Raw genomic sequence first — 17,843 nt, 5'->3', positions numbered from 1 at the left:
CGAGGCCGTCGAGCGGCCGTAGAAGGGCGCACTCGGTCCTGCGTCCTGCCCCTCGCACATGCCGCGAGGCCCCCCGTACACCTGCTCGGGACGTCGTACTACTCTCCTGCCCACTAAGTCGACCAAGGAGATAGACATTGCGTACGAGACGCCCCCTCGGGCTCATGGCGGCCGGCACCATCGCTCTCCTCGGCCTGACCGCCTGCGGCGGTGACGGCGGCTCGTCCTCCGAGGACACGGTGACCCTCGCCCTGGTGGCGTACTCCACGCCGCAGGAGGCCTACGAGCAGATCATCACGGCGTTCCAGAAGACCGACGCCGGCAGGAACGTCGAGTTCACGACCTCCTTCGGCGGCTCCGGCGACCAGAGCCGAGCGGTCGAGGCCGGCCAGCCCGCCGACGTCGTGGCCTTCTCGCTCGAGCCGGACATGACCCGTCTGGTCAAGGCCGACCTCGTGGCCGCGGACTGGAACAGCGACGAGCACGCCGGAATGGTCACCGACTCCGTCGTCGTCATCGCCACGCGCGAGGGCAACCCCGAGGACCTCACCGACTGGGCCGACCTGACCGGCTCCGGCGTCGAGGTCATCACCCCCAACCCGTTCACCTCCGGTGGAGCGCGCTGGAACGTGCTGGCCGCCTACGGCGCGGCGAGCGACGTCGGCAAGGACGAGCAGGCCGGCGTGGCCTACCTGAACGACCTGTTCGCGAACGTCCCGGTGCAGGACGACAGCGCACGCAAGGCGCTGCAGACCTTCGCCGGGGGCAAGGGCGACGCGATGCTCGCCTACGAGAACGAGGCGATCTTCGCGCAGCAGAACGGCCAGAAGATCGACTACACCGTTCCCGACGAGACCCTCCTCATCGAGAACCCGGTCGCGGTCACGAAGTCCAGCAAGCACCCGGAGGAGGCGCAGGCGTTCCTGGACTTCCTGCGCTCGGAGGAGGCCCAGCAGATCTTCGTGGACAACGGCTACCGCCCGGTCGACGAGGACCTCGCCGCGAAGGCCGACTTCCCGCAGCCCAGCGGCCTGTTCACCATCGCCGACCTGGGCGGCTGGGCTGACGTCACCTCCCGCTTCTTCGACACCGACAGCGGCCTCATGGTCGATGTCGAGCGGAGCATCGGTGTCGCCGTCGAGAACTGACGGCCCGGTGGCCGCCGCCGACCGTCCCGCCCTCGTGCGGGACGGTCGGCCGGCGGCTCCCCCGGCCGGCTCCCCGGAGCGGTCCCGGTCGCCGCGGTCGCCGCGGCTCCGGCGACGCGTCGGCCTCGGCCTGGGTCTCGGGACGGCGACGCTCTACCTGAGCCTGGTCGTGCTCATCCCCCTCGCGGCGGTCGTGTGGCGCTCCACGGAGGACGGCCTGGCCGGCTTCTGGGCGCAGGTCACCACGCCGGAGTCCGCATCCGCCCTGCGGCTGACCATCGGTGCCTCGCTGCTCGTGGCGCTGGTCAACCTGGTGATGGGCACGCTGATCGCCTGGGTCCTGGTCCGCGACGACTTCCCCGGCAAGCGCGTCGTCGAGGTGCTCATCGACCTGCCCTTCGCGCTGCCGACGATCGTCGCCGGCCTGGTGCTGCTCGCCCTCTACGGCCCCTCCAGCCCGCTGGGCGTGGACCTGGCCTACGCACGCAGCGGCGTCGTCGTGGCGCTGCTGTTCGTGACGCTGCCCTTCGTCGTCCGCACCGTGCAGCCGGTGCTGCTGGAGCTCGACCGGGACATGGAGGAGGCCGCGGCCTCCCTCGGCGCCGGTCGCGGCACGATCTTCCGGCGCATCATCCTGCCGAGCCTGCTCCCGGCCATGCTCTCGGGCACGGCCCTGGCCTTCGCGCGCTCGATCAGCGAGTTCGGGTCGACCGTCCTGATCTCCGGCAACATCCCGTTCGACACGCAGGTAGCGGCCGTGTCGATCTTCGGTCAGATCGAGAGCGACAACGTCACCGGCGCCGCCGCCGTCTCCACGGTCCTGCTGCTGGTCGCCCTGCTGATGCTCGTGGCCATGGACCTCCTCCAGCGATGGGGGGCCCGGCGTGACTAGGTACGCGCTGCGCTCGATCGCGCTGGTCTACCTGCTGTTCCTGCTCGTGCTACCGGTCGGCCTCATCTGCTGGACGACGTTCGCCGACGGGATCGGCCCCGTGGTGGACGCGCTGACCACGCCGTCGGCCCTGCACGCCTTCGCGGTCACCGCCCAGGTGGCGGTGCTCTCGGTCGTCGCCAACACGCTGTTCGGGGTCGGCGCCGCGCTGCTGCTGGTGCGCCACAGCTTCCCGGGCAAGCGGGTGCTCAACATGCTGGTGGACCTGCCGATCGCCGTGTCACCGGTGGTCGTCGGCCTGGCGCTGATCCTGGTCTACGGGCGCTTCGCGCCGTTCGGCGGCTGGCTCGCCGACCGCGGGATCGACGTCATCTTCTCCCTGCCGGGCATGGTCCTGGCCACGGTCTTCGTCTCCCTTCCGCTCGTGGTGCGCGCGGTGACGCCGGTGCTCGAGGAGATCGGGACCGAGCAGGAACAGGCGGCACGGACCCTCGGGGCGGGGCCGTGGCAGACCTTCCGGCGCATCACCCTGCCCGCCGTCCGGTGGGCGCTGGCGTACGGGATGGTGCTCGCCCTGGCCCGTTCGCTGGGCGAGTACGGCGCCGTCGCCGTCGTCTCCGGCCGGATCAAGGACCAGACCCAGACGCTCACGCTCTTCGTCGAGGAGCGCTTCCAGAACTTCGACCAGCAGTCCGCCTACGCGGCCGCCTTCGCCATGGCGGCGATCGCGATCCTGACCCTGCTGGTCACGACCCTCCTGCGACCCCGAGAGGACGCCCGATGATCCGCGTCAGCAACGTGTCCAAGAACTTCGGCGAGTTCGCCGCCCTGCGCGACGTCTCGGTGGACATCCCGAGCGGCTCGCTCACGGCCCTGCTCGGCCCCAGCGGCGGTGGCAAGAGCACCCTGCTGCGGATCATCGCCGGCCTCGAGGACCCCGACACGGGGACGGTGGAGATCGAGGGCGAGGACTCCACCCACCTGTCGCCGCAGCACCGCGGAGTGGGGTTCGTCTTCCAGCACTACGCCGCGTTCAAGCACATGACGGTGTTCGGCAACGTGGCCTTCGGGCTCGAGATCCGCAAGCGCCCCAAGGCGGAGATCACGGCGCGGGTGCAGGAGCTGCTGGAGCTGGTGCACCTCGAGCAGTTCGCCCACCGCTACCCCGCCCAGCTCTCCGGCGGCCAGCGGCAGCGCATGGCCCTGGCCCGCGCCCTGGCGGTCGAGCCGAAGGTGCTCCTGCTCGACGAGCCGTTCGGCGCCCTCGACGCGCAGGTGCGCAAGGAGCTGCGCGCCTGGCTGCGCCGGCTGCACGACGAGGTGCACGTGACCACCGTCTTCGTCACGCACGACCAGGAGGAGGCCATGGAGGTCGCCGACGAGATCGTGGTCATGGCCGGCGGCGAGGTCCAGCAGGTCGGCAGCCCGGACGACCTCTACGAGCGCCCCGCGAGCGATTTCGTCATGGGCTTCCTCGGCCCCACGACCCGCGTCGGTGGCGAGCTGGTCCGCCCGCACGACGTCGAGCTCCTGTCACACCCCGAAGCCGGCACGCTCCCCGCGACCGTGCAGCGGGTCGTGCGGCTGGGCTTCGAGGTCCGCGTCGACCTGCTGGTCGGTGGCGAACCGACCTGGGCGCAGATCACTCGCGAGCAGGCGCGCCGGCTGGGGACGGTCCCTGGCGACACGGTGCACCTGCGGGCCGCGGCCGTCGCCCACCGGATCGCCGTATGACGCACGGCGCCCGGCGGGGCACCGCCCCGCGGGGGAACCGCCGGTGAAGGTCTCCGCCCGGGCGGACTATGCGCTGCGCGCGTGCATCGAGCTGGTCCGCGCCGGCGGGCAGGCCACGTCGTCCGAGGCCATCTCCGCGGCTCAGGACATCCCCCACTCGTTCCTGCAGAACATCCTGGGCGACCTGCGCCGCGCCGGCTTCGTACGGGCCAACAGCCGCGCCGGCGGCGGCTACCGGCTCGCCGTCCCCGCCGACAGGGTGACGGTCGCCGACGTGGTGCGGGCCTTGGACGGACCGCTGGTCTGCGTCCACGGGGTGGACCCCGGCGAGCTGCGCTACCCCGACGCGGCCGAGCCCCTCGGCGCGTTGTGGATGGCGGTGCGGGCCAACGTGGGCGCGGTCCTCGACGACCTCACCCTCCTGGACCTGGCGGCCGGACGACCCCGGGCTCCGGAGCCGACCGTCCTCACCGGCTGACGGCGGCTCGCCGCACTCCGGGCGTCAGTGGCCGCTCCCGGTGACGAGGAGGCCGCCCGTCGACCCGTACGGCTCGACGGCGAACCCCAGCTGCTGCAGCACCGTGCCGACGGCGGTCGTCATCGCCCGCTGCACCGCCTCGTCCGCGTCGGCACCGCGCACCTGCTGCACGCTCATCCGGTCGTGCTGCCGCCAGGCGACCACGAGGCCGCCGAGCTCCGGGCGCGGGCTGAGGCAGGCCCCACCGGACATGCATGCCTCGCCGTCGCCGTCGTGCAGGGGCAGACCGGCCTCCAGCAGCGCCGCGGTCACGTCCACGGCCAGCGTCGTCAGCGGGTCGTCGTCGCTGATCAGCTCGGTCCACTCCTCCGGCAGCCGGTCCAGCTGGTCGCCCAGCTCCGCCAGCCAGGCGCGCTCGGCCGGTGATTGCCGCCGCGCGACGCCGCCGTCCTCGCGCTGGGCGCCGTAGACGGTGCGGGCGCTCTCGGGCAGGCCGAGGGAGAAGGCCGCCCAGTCCGCGTCGACGGCGTCGTCGAACGGGCCGGCGAGCGGCGCACCGGGGCCGTCGACCAGCCACCAGCCGGTGGCCTGCGGGGTGACCGTCGCGAGCCGGGCGGTGGCCCGGGTGCCCACGACCGATGACGCGCTCGCCTGCCCCTGCGTCGGGGCCGGCACGGCCGCGGCCACCGGCGCGGGGGCGGTGGCCGCCGCCTTCTGCCGCTGGTGCTGCACACCGTTGCGCTCGAACTCGTAGCGCGCGGTCGAGCTCGTGCCCAGGGCGACGAGGCCCACGCTGCTGAGGAGGGAGACCCCCAGCCAGATCAGCTCACCAGGCACGCCAGGCTCCTCGCGGTCCCTCGCCCCAGGCCGCGGCCCGCTGCGCCCAGTCCTGCGCCCGTTCGGTCCAGCCGGGGCCGGCCGGAGCGGGTGCCTCGTGTGCCATGAGGTCCAGGACCAGTGCCAATCCGTCGTCGGGACGTCCCGCGGCGGGGACGGGGGCGTGAAGCGGAAGACCGGGCGCGTTCACGTGGAGCTCCTTCGGGTCGTGCTCCGCGGCTGGGGAAGGCGCCGCGGACAGATCGAAGGCTAGGGAGCGGATCGGTTCCGGATGCTGTCCCCGGACACTCCGCGAGCAGCCCGTGTCGCATTCGTTGCAGAACGCACCGCGGGCGGTCGGTGACCTGGCTCCCGACCCGGCGCCTTGTCGACAAGTGCCTGGATTTCGAGCGTGGAGGCCGGGATCCGGGTGTCGGTCGTCCCCGTCGGCGGCGTGACACTCCGGCGTGTCGGGGCCGACGGAGCGTCGCTCCGCCGTCCCTCGTTCCATCGGCACCCCGGAGGGCGGCCGGTACCGGCGCGAGGGGTGGCCGTGGACGGAGGGGCTCGCGTCTCGGCTGCGCGCCGAGAGCTGGATGCGACGCATGGGCAGAGCCGCGCGAGCTCAGTCCCAGCCGTCGGGACCGGTGGCCCATCGCCAGGTGCCCATGATGGCGTCGAACAGCTCGACGGTGAGCAGCGTGTGCTCGCTGTCGGGATCGCCGTCGCCGATGGTGCTGAAGCTGACGAGGATCCACTGCTGGGGGTCGTCGGGCACCGCAGTGAGGTAGCTGACGCGCCGAGTGGGGACGTCGAGGCCTTGGGCACGGCCCGGATCCGGCGCCGCCACGTCCTCGGTACGGACCCACACCGTGCCCGCCACGTCCACCGCGGTCGCGCCCGGGGTCGTGGCGACCAGCTCGGTCAGCACTCCGCCGGCGAGCTCGTCGGGTGCGACGTCGGCGCTGCCGCCGGGCGGCGTCACGGCGGCCACGAAGAAGGAGGCACCCAGGTGGATGCCGTGCATCGGGCCGAAGGGGAAGTAGTGGTCCAGGCCGCCGTGGTCGGCGGCCGCTGCCAGCTGCGTGAGGATGCGCCGCTCGAGCTCCCGCTTGAAGGGGCCCAGCTGGTCCGGCGACATCTCCTTCGGCGCCTGCGTGGCCGCCTGCTCGACGATCTCGTGCACCCGGTCCCGCGCGCCCGCGCCGAGCGGGACCCGCACCCACGGCGGCGGCAGGACGATCCGGTAGGAGCGGATGGGGCTCATCGCTGCGCCCCCTGCCGGTCGACCAGCCGGACGGCGGCGGCGAGCTCGTCGAGGTCGCCCAGCGCCAGGGCGGTGGTGCGCGGGTCGGCGCCGGCGCTGGCGAGGACCACGTCGGCCGCCGGGTCGGCAACCCGCCGGTGGTAGCGGACCACGCTGCTGAGCCGGCCGTCGTTCCCGACGGCGTAGCGCACCACCCGCCGCAGACCCGACTCCTCGTCCAGCACCACCGGCTGTGGCTCGGCGTCGTACCACCGGGTCCCCGGCTCGAAGTCGGAGAGCACCGCGGCGCCCCGCTGCGCCGCCTCGGCGTCGGCCGGGTCCACCGGCCAGACGTGCAGCATCGCGATGACGGGGGCCTCGGCCAGGCTGCGCAGGCGCAGGAAGCGGAAGTCCGAGCCGAGGTCCGCGGCGGCGAAGGCGTGCAGCACCTCGCGCAAGGCGCGCTGCTCCGCGCTGTCGTCGGCGATCCCGAAGTCCGCGCAGACCGCGGCGAGGGCCCCGGCGGTCCACCCCTCCACGTCGCCGTCGGTCGGGCCCGCCAGCCAAGCGCCGGGGTCGAAGTCGACGGCGACGGCCACGTCGGCCGGACCCGGCTTCCCCACGTCGTCAGCCACGAGGGTCCTCGAGCTGCACGTCGACCCGCGTGAACAGGTGGAGCATCGCCGCCCCCGACTCGGGCTGGGAGTGGAATCCGCCGGCGTACAGGTGGACGGCTGAGCGGACGCCGTCCGGCTCGATGCAGCGGTACGCGCGCCGGAGCCACGTCGTGGCCAGCGACCCAGGGGCCAGACTCTGCACGTCCGACACCCGCCAGCTGCGCGGCTGACGGCGGGTCGGGAAGTACTGCGGCCGCTGGGGTGTCCCACCCTGGGCCGCGAGGTCCGCCATGGTGACGAACGCCTCCGGCTCGCCGTGCTCGAGCAGGCCGAGCTGCTCGTCGACGACGTTGACGTAGGCGACGACGCCCGTCTCCTGCCCCTGGCCCTGGAGGGAGACGAAGTCGCAGGTGTGACCCGCGGCGTCGTCGGCGACGAGGTCGAGGGCGATGCGGGCGTGCTGGTAGAGATCGTCGGAGGCATCGAGGTCCAGGTCGCTGGCGAAGGCAGCGAGGTGGGCCTCGACCCAGTCGGTGCGGTCCTGGCCCGGCTTCGGGGCGCGCACCCAGACGGCGGGGTCGTAGTCGACGTGGACGGCGGCCACGCCCGGGGTGGAGCAGGCGAAGATCGAGTCCTTGAGAGCCGCCCGCGCGGTCGTGACAGGTGCCCGCCTGCCGCGGGACGGCCTCATCGGTCGTCTCCCTTCGGGGCCGGCTGCGCGCTTCTTGGCCGGGAACATCATCGCCAGCAGACACAGGCCGCTGATCAGGAGCGGCTCCCAGTGGCGGCTCACCGCGAAGCCGGCTCCGCAGGCCAGGAGAAAGGCGACGAAGCGATAGCCGCCGACCTGGGACGTCGTCAGCCGGCGCCTGCGCAGCCGGCCGAGGAAGTCGGCCAGGAGCGCTGCGGAGAGCACCGGGAAGGTCACCGGAACCGGCCACGTCCACCAGGTGAGGACCTGGTCGGACCAGGTGAGGTCCAGCGCCCCGCTGAGCACCGCCCCCAGCACCGCGAGCACGGGCCAGCCGAGGAAGTAGCCGAGGAAGACGAAGCCGAGCGCGCGCGCGAACCGGGTCAGGTCCAGCATCTAGCGGAACACCGGCACGCCGTGGACGGTGTGCTCCCCGAGCCACTGGTCCACCACCGGCACTCCCGAGTAGAGCGGCGAGCCGTCCGACCGGGCGCCCGGGAAGGCCGGGTTGATGATCTTGCCCGCGACGTCGACCGCAGTGCCGGCGAGGAAGGCGGTGCGTGCGCCGTTGGACATCGCCAGCGCGCTGTTGAGCAGGAACCCGGGACCGTGCTGGCGGATCGACGTCTGGATCGCCTGGTGCAGCAGCGCCCCCTCCTTCTCGCCGAAGGAGAGCCGGGCCAGCAGCGGGACCTGACCGGTCAGCTCCTTGGCGAGCACCGCGCGGTAGCGCGCGAGGCCGGCGGCGGCCGCCCGCGCGTTGCGCGCCACGACGTTGCTCCTGGTCACCCACACACCGGCCTTGCTGAACAGGCCGCTGGCGCTGGCGAAGGCCTGCCGCGCCGCCGCCGAGGTCCCGCGGAACGCGGCCAGGCCCTCCCGGGCGGCCAGGGCCGTGCGCGCGCCGGAGGTGAGCAGCTTGCCCGCACCGAGGGTCAGAAGGGCGAACACGTCCGCGCCGACGTCGACCCAGGAGCCGTCGCCGTTCGCCGCCAGTGCGGTGTGGATGAGCAGCGCCCCCGCGGTGAGCAGCGCGGCCGCCAGGACGATCCACCCCGCGGGATTGCTGAGCAGCAGGACCGCGATCGCCAGGCCGGTCGCCACCCAGGTGAGCACGTCGGCGATGAATTTCAGGAAGTCCGCGTGCTCGTGGATGAAGGACCGGACGTTGCGGTCCCACCAGCTGTCCTCGAGCTGGTCGGAGGAGGCGTCCTCGATCCGGCGGGCGACGCCGTCGCCGACGCGCTTGACCTCCTCCAGCAGCGTCGCGCAGCGGGTGACGAGCGAGTTCAGGTCCGAGGTGGCCTGCTGGAGCCGGGTGTGGCGGGCCTGGTCGGCCGCTACCGCGGCAGGGTCGGCCGGGTCCACCGGCGTGGTCGGCGGCTTGTTCGCCGCGGCCTCGTGGTCTGCGTCCTCGGCCTGGCGCAGCAGGCTGCCCGTCTCGATCCGCCCGTGCTCGAGCTCCGGGTGCCAGCGGTCGAGCTCCTCGGCCACGGTGTCGAACCGGCCCTGCGCCTGGCCCAGGTGCTCGGCGAGCTCCTCGGCGCTGTCCCGCAGCTCGGGGGCGTACTTCCCGACGAGCGCATTGGTGCCGGAGGCGAGCTGCCGGAGCCGGGAGACCTGGGCGCGGATCTCCTCGGCGAAGTCCCGGTAGTGCCTCGCCTCGGACGCCACTTCCTGCGGGTCGCCGGGCAGCGGGTCGCCGTCGAGGTGCAGGAGCTGCCAGTTCCCGGGGTGCGCGCTCATCGGGGCCCCTGCTGTCCGCTGCCACTGCTCTGGATGCTGTCGGCCAGCTTCTGGTCCGCCTCCTGGAAGACCTCCAGGCACTTGTCCAGCTTGTCGCCGGTCGCCTGGATCTCCTCGCTGAGGATCTGGCGGTGGTAGCCCCAGTTCGTGCCGAAGGTGTGCATGGCGTCGGCGATCCCGGAGTGCCCCCAGCAGTCCTTGGTGTCCCCGACGCGTGAGGAGAGGTCGTCGAACGCGGACTTGATCGTCCGCGCGGTCTGGGCGCTGCTGCGCAGCGTGTCGAAGTCGACCTTCAGGTCGCTCACGTGGCCGCCCTCCGCATCGGTCAGGACCCGCTCGCCCGGCCCTCGGCCTGCACAGTATCGAGGACGACGCGTCGCGCGGCAGCTTACGAGACGGACACGGTCCGGGCAGGGGCATCACGGCCCGGGTGAAGACATCGGCTGTGGGCCCCGTGGGGATCGGACCCACACCCCCGCGGATTAGTTGGCGGGGGTAACAGGGCCTCACGCCGGTAGCAAAATGCACAGGTCAGCGGCACAAGACGGCAGACGAGGACCACGTCGACTCACGCGGAAAGCGAGGGGTTTGCGGGGGGTCCGACTGGTTGGCAGGCGGAACCGCCACGGAGTACGACGAGCCCAGAGCGTGAGGCCAGCAAGCCCACACGGCCTCGCTCAGACGACTGCGGACCTCGTGGAGCCGGTCGTGGGCCAGCAGGCGACCCAAACTACCCCTCATGCTTACGACCGGGTCCTGGCCATACCCCTGAGCCCTAGGGGTGGGGGTATGACCCCCTCGACCCAACACGCCCCATCGCCACGTCTTAGCAGCCCGGCAGCTGCCACGGTTTGCGGGCCGCCGAGCGGCTCGACCGCACAAACCGGCCGATGTCGGCCGACTCGGGTAGGTTCCGGAAGTCAGTCGTCGATCAACGCGCAGGAGCGTCGGACGCTGTGGAGCTCTCGTTCGAGACACTGCAGCTCCGAAGCATGTGCGAGGACCCCGACATAGCGGCATCCAAGCTGGGTGTCGAGTCCGCCCAGGCACTGATCGACCGCCTGGCCGACCTAAGGGCTGCTGAATCTTTGGCAGATGTTGTCGTGGGTCGCCCCGCCTCCCTAAGCCCTGGGGATTCTAGTTTCGCGTTGACCCTCGGCGCCAAGGCGGAATTGACCTGTTCAATTTCGAGCTGGCCCATTCCGCGCGATGCGACTGGCACGGTAGACTTGCATCGAGTTTGGCGACTGAAGCTGATTGCTATCGAGGTGACCGCATGACTTCGACAGTCACACAACTTACTCCACGATGGGCCTCGCCACCCGGACGAACCATCCAAGCGATACTGAGCCAGATTGGCCGAACGCCCGACGATCTGAGCGAACTGCTAGACGTCGACTCACGCACGGCTGCGGCACTGCTCAATGAAGATTTCGCGCTCTCTCCTGAGCTCGCCGGCAAGCTTTCTAAAACACTAGGGTCGAGCCCGCAGTTCTGGATGACCCGCTACGAACAGTACCGAGAAGATCTTCTCCGCGTTCAAGCTGACCGTTGGGCTAGGTCGGCACCCGCGGATCTTTCAAGGTTTGGCTGGGTTCAGAAGTCTGATTCCTGGCTGAGTCGCATAAGCGATCTCTTCGACTTCTTTGACGTGCCAGACTTGCCGACGTGGCGGGCTCGCTATGCTCCGGCGCTCGTTAGCGCACACTATCGGAAGTCGGAGACTTTCGAGGCCGACGAACTTGCTGTTGCGGCATGGCTGCGCCGAGCTCAACTTGAGTCTCGCTCTTTGAGGCTCGGGGCATGGGATCCAGCACGCTTCGAAACCAGTGTCGCGGAGGCGCGGCGGCTGACGTGGCGCAAGGACCCCAACGACTTTCTTCCGACCCTCGTTGCTGCCTGCGCCGCGGCTGGTGTCGCGCTTGTCGTCGTACGCGCCCCAAAAGGATGCCCGGCAAGTGGTGCGACCTATACGACAGAGGAGGGCGCTCCTCTGATCGTGCTCAGCGGTCGCTACCTGTCGGACGATCACCTCTGGTTCACATTTTTCCACGAGGCCGCCCATGTACTGCTGCACCACGGCGTTACATTCGTCGACGAACTCGATCCAGCGCAGGCGGACGAGACAGAGGATGACCGAGAGCGCGAAGCAAATGAATGGGCGGCATCCATGGTGCTCTCCCCGCAACTACTGCAGGAATGTCGCAGTGTGCGTTTGACACATAAGGCCGTGCTGCGGATCGCATACGCATCGGGAGTCGCTCCCGGCCTGGTCGTAGGGCAGCTACAGCACGCGGGATTGGTTTCTCCGAGCCAGCTAAACAAGCTGAAGCGGCGCTACAACTGGAACGGCCCTAGCCTCGAAACGGCTTGAAGGTTGTCGGACTCTTCTGCCAATTGCAGAGAGCGTCCTCTAGAACGTCAAAGCCCACCTGCAGATGCGCCTCAAGCTTGGCCAGGAGCGAGTCCTGTTCTTGTGGCGACATGGATCCCTTGACATCTCCTGTACCGAGCAACCTCACACCGCGCTGAGGCCCCGTGGCCGAGCGGAGATGCGCATGTCCCGGCGGGCCGCTCAGCAGGCCGACCTTGTTGGCCATCATGAGGTAATCAAAACGCGCGGTGCGCCCGAAGCGGTGGACTGTATCCAGCGACTCATAAAGAAGATCAAAGCCGTTCTGCCCTGTTGAGTTACCTGCGACGCTGTTGATTTTGGCAACGTGCCCATTGTCGCCGACCCAGTCCACGTACGACTCGACGACGGCACCTGTGCCCGAGTAGCTCCAACCATCCAAGCTCTCGTACTTCCGATGGTTGCCGAACCCGCCCGGCTTGTGATTGGCCTTGATCGTCGCCTTGTTGGCATCGAGCCAGGTGCGAAAGTCGTTGAGGTGCGCACTCACCCGATCCCAGGTCCAATACGGAGTGGCGCCCAGACTGCCGTACACATCCGTCGCGTAGCCGTACTGCGACGCTCGATGCTTGCCGAAGTGGGTGTAGAGAAAGATCATCCAGAAGGCCTCATCGAGCTGTCCCGAACGACGGTGGAGAATCGCCGCCCGTATGGGATCGAACATTCCAGAGTGAGGGTCGGCGCGGCCAGGACTGAGCTGGATCCCGGTGAGGTAGGCGACGTACCTGTTCCGTCGCTGACTTTCGACGATTTGCTCGATTAGCACATCATCGGCGCCTGGCTGTTGAATCAGCCCGGGAAGATCGCCGTGCTGTTGTGCATAGGAAGCCAGGCAGGCCGCAAGCCGCTCTGCCTCGGTGGCGTCGCCAGGTCGCACTATGACTCCGAAAGGTCGTCGGGTTGCTGTTGAACCTCAAGCCTATCGAGGCGGTTGCGGAGGTAAATCCAGAAGGAATCGTACGCGAATTTCGACCGCAGCCCTTGCAAGGCATCTGATTGGTGGCGCTTCTCAAAGGCCTCCAGTAGTCTCGCTAGATCGTCCCAGTATGGGGAGCCCGGGTAAGTGACTTCCTCGGCGGCAGTCCGAATCTGATACTCCGCTCGGAGGAGCGCCCGCACATCCGCCCACGGATCACCGGGAGGCATGGGGGGCATGATTGCTTCGGATGAGAGCCAGCCCTCGTCAAGAAACCTAGTCACATTGGCCTCGTCAGAGGTATAGAGATGCAGGCTGCCGACGAAGTGAACGTAGGAGCCCAGTTCCAAGCCCAACGATCGCGCTACAAGCTCTTGGAGCATCGTAAAGCTGAAGACATCGTGCGGAAGACCTTTGTAGATGTCGTTCGAGCGCATGTTTACGACCATCTGAAGGCGTCCGTGCCGGACCAGGAACTGCATCGTGCAAGTGCATGGAACGTCGCGGTACTCGCCCTGCACATCTGAATGATCGAAAAGCTGGATGACAGCGCGACGCGACGCTGGCTTCCTAGAAAGCTGCGCGATGACGTAGTCGATCTGATTGACGCCATCAAAGTTCACGAGTCTTGGCCCGTAGGCACCCATGACTGAACCGTCATCCTCGGCGTAGTCACCGTAATGCGGGAGATAGTGCTGAATGAAGCCTAAATCGTCGGAGCCGGACAGGTACCAGCAGAGCTCCCCTAGCGGACTAAAGACATGACCGCGAGTTGCGGAGCGGCTCAGGCGAGCCAGCGGATTCGTCAACTCCAGGGAGCACGCGTGGAGGTCTAACGTTTCACCCTTGCTGGGATTGAGCCGCTCCCCAGACTCAAACACGTCAGTCATAACCCGGCGCATCAGGTCGTCCAGGGTGGGCGCCTCGTAGTGGGGCATGGGGCTCCTCTCACGGTCCAACGCGTGACCTCACGCCCGTAAGCCGACCATCGCTCGGCAACGCAAGAGGCAACCTACCGGACGCCGCCCCGCCACTCCGTTTCTCGCCCACGCCCGACCCTCCCGACGTGGGCCAGGCGGCGACGGCTGAGTCATTCGCTAATCATTGCTCTAGGGGGCCACGAAGTGGCCCACAGACCGCTGACACGTAGACCCCCATCACTGGCGGCCGAAGAAGATCTAAGAGGGCATGTCCTCTAGGCCTGGCTATGGTGGGCCCACGGCGGAGTCCACGAGTCCGTTTACCGACCCCCCAGTGTCCGCACTGACCGCATGCACCCCGGTTCATAGAGGGCTTGCGGAGTCCGCCCCATGGCGGAGGCACCTCGCGTACGGGCTTCCCAGAAGACCTCCGGTAACCCAATGGGGCGGAACGACGAGGCACTTCGTGCTGGACGCGCTGCTTAACCACCCACGTGTTTTCGCCACCCGGACCCCGCGCCTAATCTCGGAGTCTTCCGGCGGAGGCTTGCCGACAAGCCCAACACGGCTGGCGATCTCCTGGGCGTTGAGGAACGGCGCGTGCCCGTTCGCCTTGTGCGTGCCCATCGCCAGGAAGGCGACGCGTTGCCGGAGATCCACGTGAGGATTCCGCTGAGCGAGATGCAAGAGAACGCCCGGCTCAGCATCAGCACGCGCAAGGTCTATACGTCCTCGCTCAACCGTCACGTGATCGGTACCAGGGACAACCCGTCCTCGCTGGCGAACCTGACCGTTCGCGAGGTCAAGGTGGTCAACATCGAACGTGGCTACGGGGCATCGGCAAGGCCAGCGGTCCGGATGCCATGAAGACGGCCCGATCGGTCCTGAGCGGCGTCCTCGGGCTGGCCGTGAAGCACGAGGCCATCCCCCACAACCCGGTGCGCGACGTCGGCCACGTATCGGTTGCCGCCCGGGACAACGGCCGGGACCGACAGAGGGCCTACACGCGCGATGAACGGGAAGCCCTGCTGACCTTTGCTGACGCAGACCCGACAGCACGACGCCGGGACCTGCCCGACCTACTGGCCTTCATGGCGGGCACGGGCGCGCGGATCGGAGAAGCCTGCGGCGTCCGCTGGTCGGACCTCGACCTGGACCTGGGAACCGCCCAGCTGGGCTCCCTGCCGGTCCGGGTGCCGAGCGCCGGCCTGGTCCTCCAGCCCCATGGGAAGACGAAGGGGAGCACCCGAACCGTTGTCTTGCCCCCGTGGCTGGTGTCCCGCCTCATGGAGCGCAAGGTCGACGCCGTACCGAATGAGTGTGACGTGGTCTTCTGCTCCGCGCTCGGGAAGCTGCGCGACACGTCGAACACCAGCAAGCACGTGCGTGCCCTGCTGGATGCCGCTGGTTTCGAGTGGGCCGTGGGGCACACCTTCCGCAAGACCGCCGCGACCTGGCTGGACGAGGACGGCGTCTCCGGACGCGAGGTGGCCAACCAGCTCGGCCACGCGAAGCCGAGCATGACGATGGATCACTACATGAGCCGCCGAGCAGTGACCGAGAGGGCGGCTTTGGTCCTCTGAGACGGTCCTACGGGCCATTCGCGCAATACAGTCCGGCAGTCCCTGAGCCGCCACTCAGGGACTGCCGAACTCCTCAGCAAGCTCCCCGATGGGCGTGTAGTGCCTGCCGCGCCGACACAACCACACGGCCTCGTCGCCGATGAGGTCCACGTGCATCCCGGAATCGTGCTGACTACACGACGGCCAGACCTTCCACCATCTCTCCTGCAAGATGTCCTGAACGGTGTCCGCCACCTCGCACGCGGCCTCTAGAGCGCCGATGGCGAAGAAGCCACCACTGTCGTCGTTGCTTAGCTCCCCATCGCACGCGATACGCATGCTGTGTTCACGCACCAGCGGCCCGACAGCCACGGCCTGTCCAGAGGTCCGCGCGACGTCGGCCACCACCAGCTGACTCGCCGTCTCGGCGGCCTGGCGCTGCGCCTCGGACGCCAAACGCCGGAGTTCCTCCCTGTCGACGGCTCCCCGCGCCACGTACAGCTGATGCAGCCACTCGGCCCAGTCATCGCGCTGGTCGACCTCGCCCAGCTCGGGCAGAACCACGTCGCGCAGCCACTTCTCCTCCGACACTGTGCCCCTCTCGGAATGACCGGACTCGCGGCCAGTGTCTCGTTGGCGACCTTGTCGGGATACCGATGGCAACAGACATGCGTGACGTGACGAGCGTTCTTTGACCCCGTTCGCGAAGGCAAAGTGGGGGGTTTCCGGGGGATCGGACCCTGGGGACTCCCGTCCGGTCGTCCCAAATCCGATGAACATGCTGGTCAGCGCGGTACTGCGGTGGGCCCCGTGGGGATCGAACCCACAACCCGCGGATTAAAAGTCCGCTGCTCTGCCAGTTGAGCTAGAGGCCCAGCGCCGGATGTGATGCGCCGGCACGCGCCGCGAGGCTACCGCCCGGGAAGCCGGAGATCCGGCGTCGTACCGCCTGCGTCAGCGAACCGCAGCTCAGGAAGGTGCATCTCACAACCGCCCGCAGCGGACACGCCGTCGACCTCGGTGCATCCTTGAGGTGTCGCGCACGCCACCGCTGGTGACATAGCTCATGGCTCATGTTCCGGCGGGCGCGAGCCGACCATCGAAGGGCAGGGCGCCGACGGCGCCTCATCGAGGACAGCCAGAGAGGCAGCCGTGACTTCCGAGCGCAGCGCAGTTCCGGACAGCGCGAACCCCGACGTCGTACTCGTCGGGGCCGGCATCATGAGCGCCACGCTGGCCCAGCTGCTCAAGGTCGTCGCCCCCGACTGGAGCGTCGCCGTCTTCGAGTCCGGCAGCGCCGTCGCCGGGGAGAGCTCCGGCCCGTGGAACAACGCCGGCACCGGGCACTCCGCCCTCTGCGAGCTCAACTACACGCCCGCCGGCCCGGACGGCTCCGTGGACCCCACCAAGGCCAACACCATCAACGAGCAGTTCCAGGTCTCGCGCCAGTTCTGGTCGCACCTGGTGCGCGGTGGAATGACCGGCTCGCCGAAGGACTTCATCTCCCCTGTCCCGCACCTCAGCTTCGTCACCGGCGAGAAGGGCCGCAGCTACATGCGCGCCCGCTACTCCGCGCTGGCCTCCCAGCCGCTGTTCGAGGGCCTCGAGTACACCGAGGACCCGGCCGAGCTGGCGCAGTGGGTGCCGCTGATGATGGACGGCCGCGACCGCGAGGAGATCGTCGCCGCGACCCGTTCGGCCGCCGGTACCGACGTCAACTTCGGCGCGCTGACCCGGCTCATGCTCGACGACGTGGCCGACCGCGGCGTGAACGTCTACCTCGACCAGCGCGTCCAGGAGCTGGAGAAGGAGTCCGACGGCCGGTGGAAGGTCACCGTCCGCGACAACCACACCGGTGAGCACCTGACGGTGCGCACCCGCTTCGTGTTCGTCGGCGCGGGCGGCGGCGCGCTGCCCCTGCTGCAGAAGGCGGCGATTCCGGAGATCCGCGGCTTCGGCGGCTTCCCCGTCAGCGGCCTGTTCCTCCGCACCCGCTCGCCGGAACTGGTCAGCCGGCACCAGGCCAAGGTCTACGGCCAGGCGGCCGTCGGCGCGCCCCCGATGTCGGTGCCGCACCTGGACCTGCGCCTGATCGACGGCGAGTACTCGCTGCTCTTCGGCCCCTACGCCGGCTTCTCGCCGAAGTTCCTCAAGGCCGGTTCGATGTTCGACCTGCCGCTGAGCGTCAAGCCCAACAACCTCGGCTCCATGCTGGGTGTCGCCCGCACGGAGCTGGCCCTGACCAAGTACCTGATCGGGGAGCTCCTGCAGAGCCGCTCGGCCCGGCACAAGACGCTCACCGCCTTCGTGCCGACCGCCGAGCAGGACGACTGGGACATGGTGACCGCCGGTCAGCGCGTCCAGGTCATCAAGCAGGACCCCACCAGCGGCAAGGGCGTGCTGCAGTTCGGCACCGAGCTCATCGTCGGCGCCGACGGCACGATCGCCGGCCTGCTGGGCGCCTCCCCCGGCGCCTCGACCGCGGTCTCGGCCATGCTCACGCTGCTCGAGCGTTCCTTCCCCGACCGCATCGACGCCTGGCGCCCCCTGCTGCAGCAGGCCATCCCGTCCTACGGCCGTTCGCTGGCCACGGACACGACCCTGCTGGAGCAGGTCCGCACCGAGACCATGCAGACGCTGGAGCTCAACGGCTGACTCGCCGTT

The 17,843-nt window shown here is 69.2% G+C and carries 19 protein-coding genes and 1 tRNA gene; 9 read left to right on the top strand and 11 right to left on the bottom strand.

The features are described from left to right. The first annotated feature begins 164 nt into the window (after positions 1–164). Genes DQ237_RS05975 through DQ237_RS05955 form a run of 5 tightly spaced genes read left to right on the top strand, consistent with a single transcriptional unit; the run spans position 165 to position 4,252 of the window. Positions 165–1,148: a sulfate ABC transporter substrate-binding protein gene (locus DQ237_RS05975; RefSeq protein ID WP_113798114.1), complete on the top strand. Its 984-nt coding sequence runs from the start codon at positions 165–167 to the stop codon at positions 1,146–1,148. Between the two features lie 7 nt (positions 1,149–1,155). After that, the gene (gene cysT, locus DQ237_RS05970) at positions 1,156–2,040 is read left to right on the top strand and encodes a sulfate ABC transporter permease subunit CysT (protein ID WP_205730091.1); all 885 of its coding nucleotides are present in this window, start codon (positions 1,156–1,158) and stop codon (positions 2,038–2,040) included. Beyond that, complete coding sequence (locus tag DQ237_RS05965; RefSeq protein WP_113798110.1) at positions 2,033–2,824, top strand: sulfate ABC transporter permease subunit; 792 nt, start codon at positions 2,033–2,035, stop codon at positions 2,822–2,824. Before cysT ends, DQ237_RS05965 begins: the two co-directional genes overlap by 8 nt. Continuing rightward, positions 2,821–3,774 (top strand): sulfate/molybdate ABC transporter ATP-binding protein, encoded by a 954-nt coding sequence (locus tag DQ237_RS05960; RefSeq protein WP_113798108.1) that lies wholly within the window; start codon positions 2,821–2,823, stop codon positions 3,772–3,774. The genes DQ237_RS05965 and DQ237_RS05960 overlap by 4 nt, the downstream gene beginning before the upstream one ends. A 43-nt stretch (positions 3,775–3,817) precedes the next feature. Beyond that, on the top strand, positions 3,818–4,252 hold the full coding sequence (locus DQ237_RS05955; protein WP_113798106.1) for an Rrf2 family transcriptional regulator: 435 nt from the start codon (positions 3,818–3,820) through the stop codon (positions 4,250–4,252). A 24-nt stretch (positions 4,253–4,276) separates the two neighbouring features. On the opposite strand, the gene DQ237_RS05950 is transcribed toward DQ237_RS05955, so the two are convergent. The 7 genes from DQ237_RS05950 to DQ237_RS05925 form a co-directional block, all read right to left on the bottom strand. Further along, positions 4,277–5,089 (bottom strand): hypothetical protein, encoded by an 813-nt coding sequence (locus DQ237_RS05950; RefSeq protein ID WP_240619441.1) that lies wholly within the window; start codon positions 5,087–5,089, stop codon positions 4,277–4,279. Next, entirely contained in the window at positions 5,079–5,279 is a 201-nt protein-coding gene (locus tag DQ237_RS19410) for a hypothetical protein (RefSeq protein ID WP_147251751.1), read from the bottom strand. Before DQ237_RS19410 ends, DQ237_RS05950 begins: the two co-directional genes overlap by 11 nt. A gap of 414 nt (positions 5,280–5,693) precedes the next feature. Next, positions 5,694–6,335, bottom strand: a complete 642-nt coding sequence (locus DQ237_RS05945; RefSeq protein WP_113798104.1) for a hypothetical protein — start codon at positions 6,333–6,335, stop codon at positions 5,694–5,696. Beyond that, a complete protein-coding gene (locus DQ237_RS05940; protein WP_113798102.1) occupies positions 6,332–6,949 on the bottom strand; it encodes a hypothetical protein in 618 nt (205 codons plus the stop codon). The genes DQ237_RS05945 and DQ237_RS05940 overlap by 4 nt, the downstream gene beginning before the upstream one ends. Continuing rightward, positions 6,942–8,018: a hypothetical protein gene (locus DQ237_RS05935; protein WP_113798100.1), complete on the bottom strand. Its 1,077-nt coding sequence runs from the start codon at positions 8,016–8,018 to the stop codon at positions 6,942–6,944. Before DQ237_RS05935 ends, DQ237_RS05940 begins: the two co-directional genes overlap by 8 nt. Next, positions 8,019–9,368, bottom strand: a complete 1,350-nt coding sequence (locus DQ237_RS05930; protein ID WP_113798098.1) for a hypothetical protein — start codon at positions 9,366–9,368, stop codon at positions 8,019–8,021. Next, a complete protein-coding gene (locus DQ237_RS05925) occupies positions 9,365–9,673 on the bottom strand; it encodes a WXG100 family type VII secretion target (RefSeq protein ID WP_113798096.1) in 309 nt (102 codons plus the stop codon). Before DQ237_RS05925 ends, DQ237_RS05930 begins: the two co-directional genes overlap by 4 nt. A 971-nt stretch (positions 9,674–10,644) precedes the next feature. Between DQ237_RS05925 and DQ237_RS05920 the strand changes: the two genes are divergently transcribed. Further along, on the top strand, positions 10,645–11,742 hold the full coding sequence (locus DQ237_RS05920) for an ImmA/IrrE family metallo-endopeptidase (RefSeq protein WP_113798094.1): 1,098 nt from the start codon (positions 10,645–10,647) through the stop codon (positions 11,740–11,742). Here the strand turns inward: DQ237_RS05920 and DQ237_RS05915 are convergent. Together DQ237_RS05915 and DQ237_RS05910 are read right to left on the bottom strand one after the other, a co-directional pair. Beyond that, complete coding sequence (locus DQ237_RS05915) at positions 11,723–12,658, bottom strand: hypothetical protein (protein ID WP_113798092.1); 936 nt, start codon at positions 12,656–12,658, stop codon at positions 11,723–11,725. The genes DQ237_RS05920 and DQ237_RS05915 overlap by 20 nt on opposite strands. Beyond that, a complete protein-coding gene (locus tag DQ237_RS05910; RefSeq protein ID WP_113798090.1) occupies positions 12,658–13,635 on the bottom strand; it encodes a thymidylate synthase in 978 nt (325 codons plus the stop codon). The genes DQ237_RS05915 and DQ237_RS05910 overlap by 1 nt, the downstream gene beginning before the upstream one ends. Positions 13,636–14,217: 582 nt before the next feature. Between DQ237_RS05910 and DQ237_RS05905 the strand changes: the two genes are divergently transcribed. Both DQ237_RS05905 and DQ237_RS05900 read left to right on the top strand, forming a co-directional pair. After that, complete coding sequence (locus DQ237_RS05905; RefSeq protein ID WP_113798088.1) at positions 14,218–14,484, top strand: hypothetical protein; 267 nt, start codon at positions 14,218–14,220, stop codon at positions 14,482–14,484. After that, entirely contained in the window at positions 14,481–15,200 is a 720-nt protein-coding gene (locus DQ237_RS05900) for a site-specific integrase (protein WP_113798086.1), read from the top strand. The genes DQ237_RS05905 and DQ237_RS05900 overlap by 4 nt, the downstream gene beginning before the upstream one ends. A gap of 54 nt (positions 15,201–15,254) precedes the next feature. Here DQ237_RS05900 and DQ237_RS05895 read toward each other — a convergent pair whose 3' ends face one another. After that, positions 15,255–15,770: a hypothetical protein gene (locus DQ237_RS05895; protein WP_113798084.1), complete on the bottom strand. Its 516-nt coding sequence runs from the start codon at positions 15,768–15,770 to the stop codon at positions 15,255–15,257. A gap of 211 nt (positions 15,771–15,981) precedes the next feature. Beyond that, positions 15,982–16,054 (bottom strand) — tRNA-Lys (locus DQ237_RS05890). A gap of 277 nt (positions 16,055–16,331) precedes the next feature. On the opposite strand from DQ237_RS05890, the gene mqo reads away from it, so the two are divergent. Next, complete coding sequence (gene mqo, locus DQ237_RS05885) at positions 16,332–17,834, top strand: malate dehydrogenase (quinone) (RefSeq protein ID WP_113798082.1); 1,503 nt, start codon at positions 16,332–16,334, stop codon at positions 17,832–17,834. The last annotated feature ends 9 nt before the right edge of the window (positions 17,835–17,843 follow it).

Origin of the sequence: Blastococcus sp. TF02-8 (assembly GCF_003319175.1) — a bacterium.
Taxonomy (GTDB): Bacteria; Actinomycetota; Actinomycetes; order Mycobacteriales; family Geodermatophilaceae; genus Blastococcus.
The sequence above is the reverse complement of the archived record's forward strand: the minus strand, read 5'-3'. Positions and strand labels throughout refer to the sequence as shown.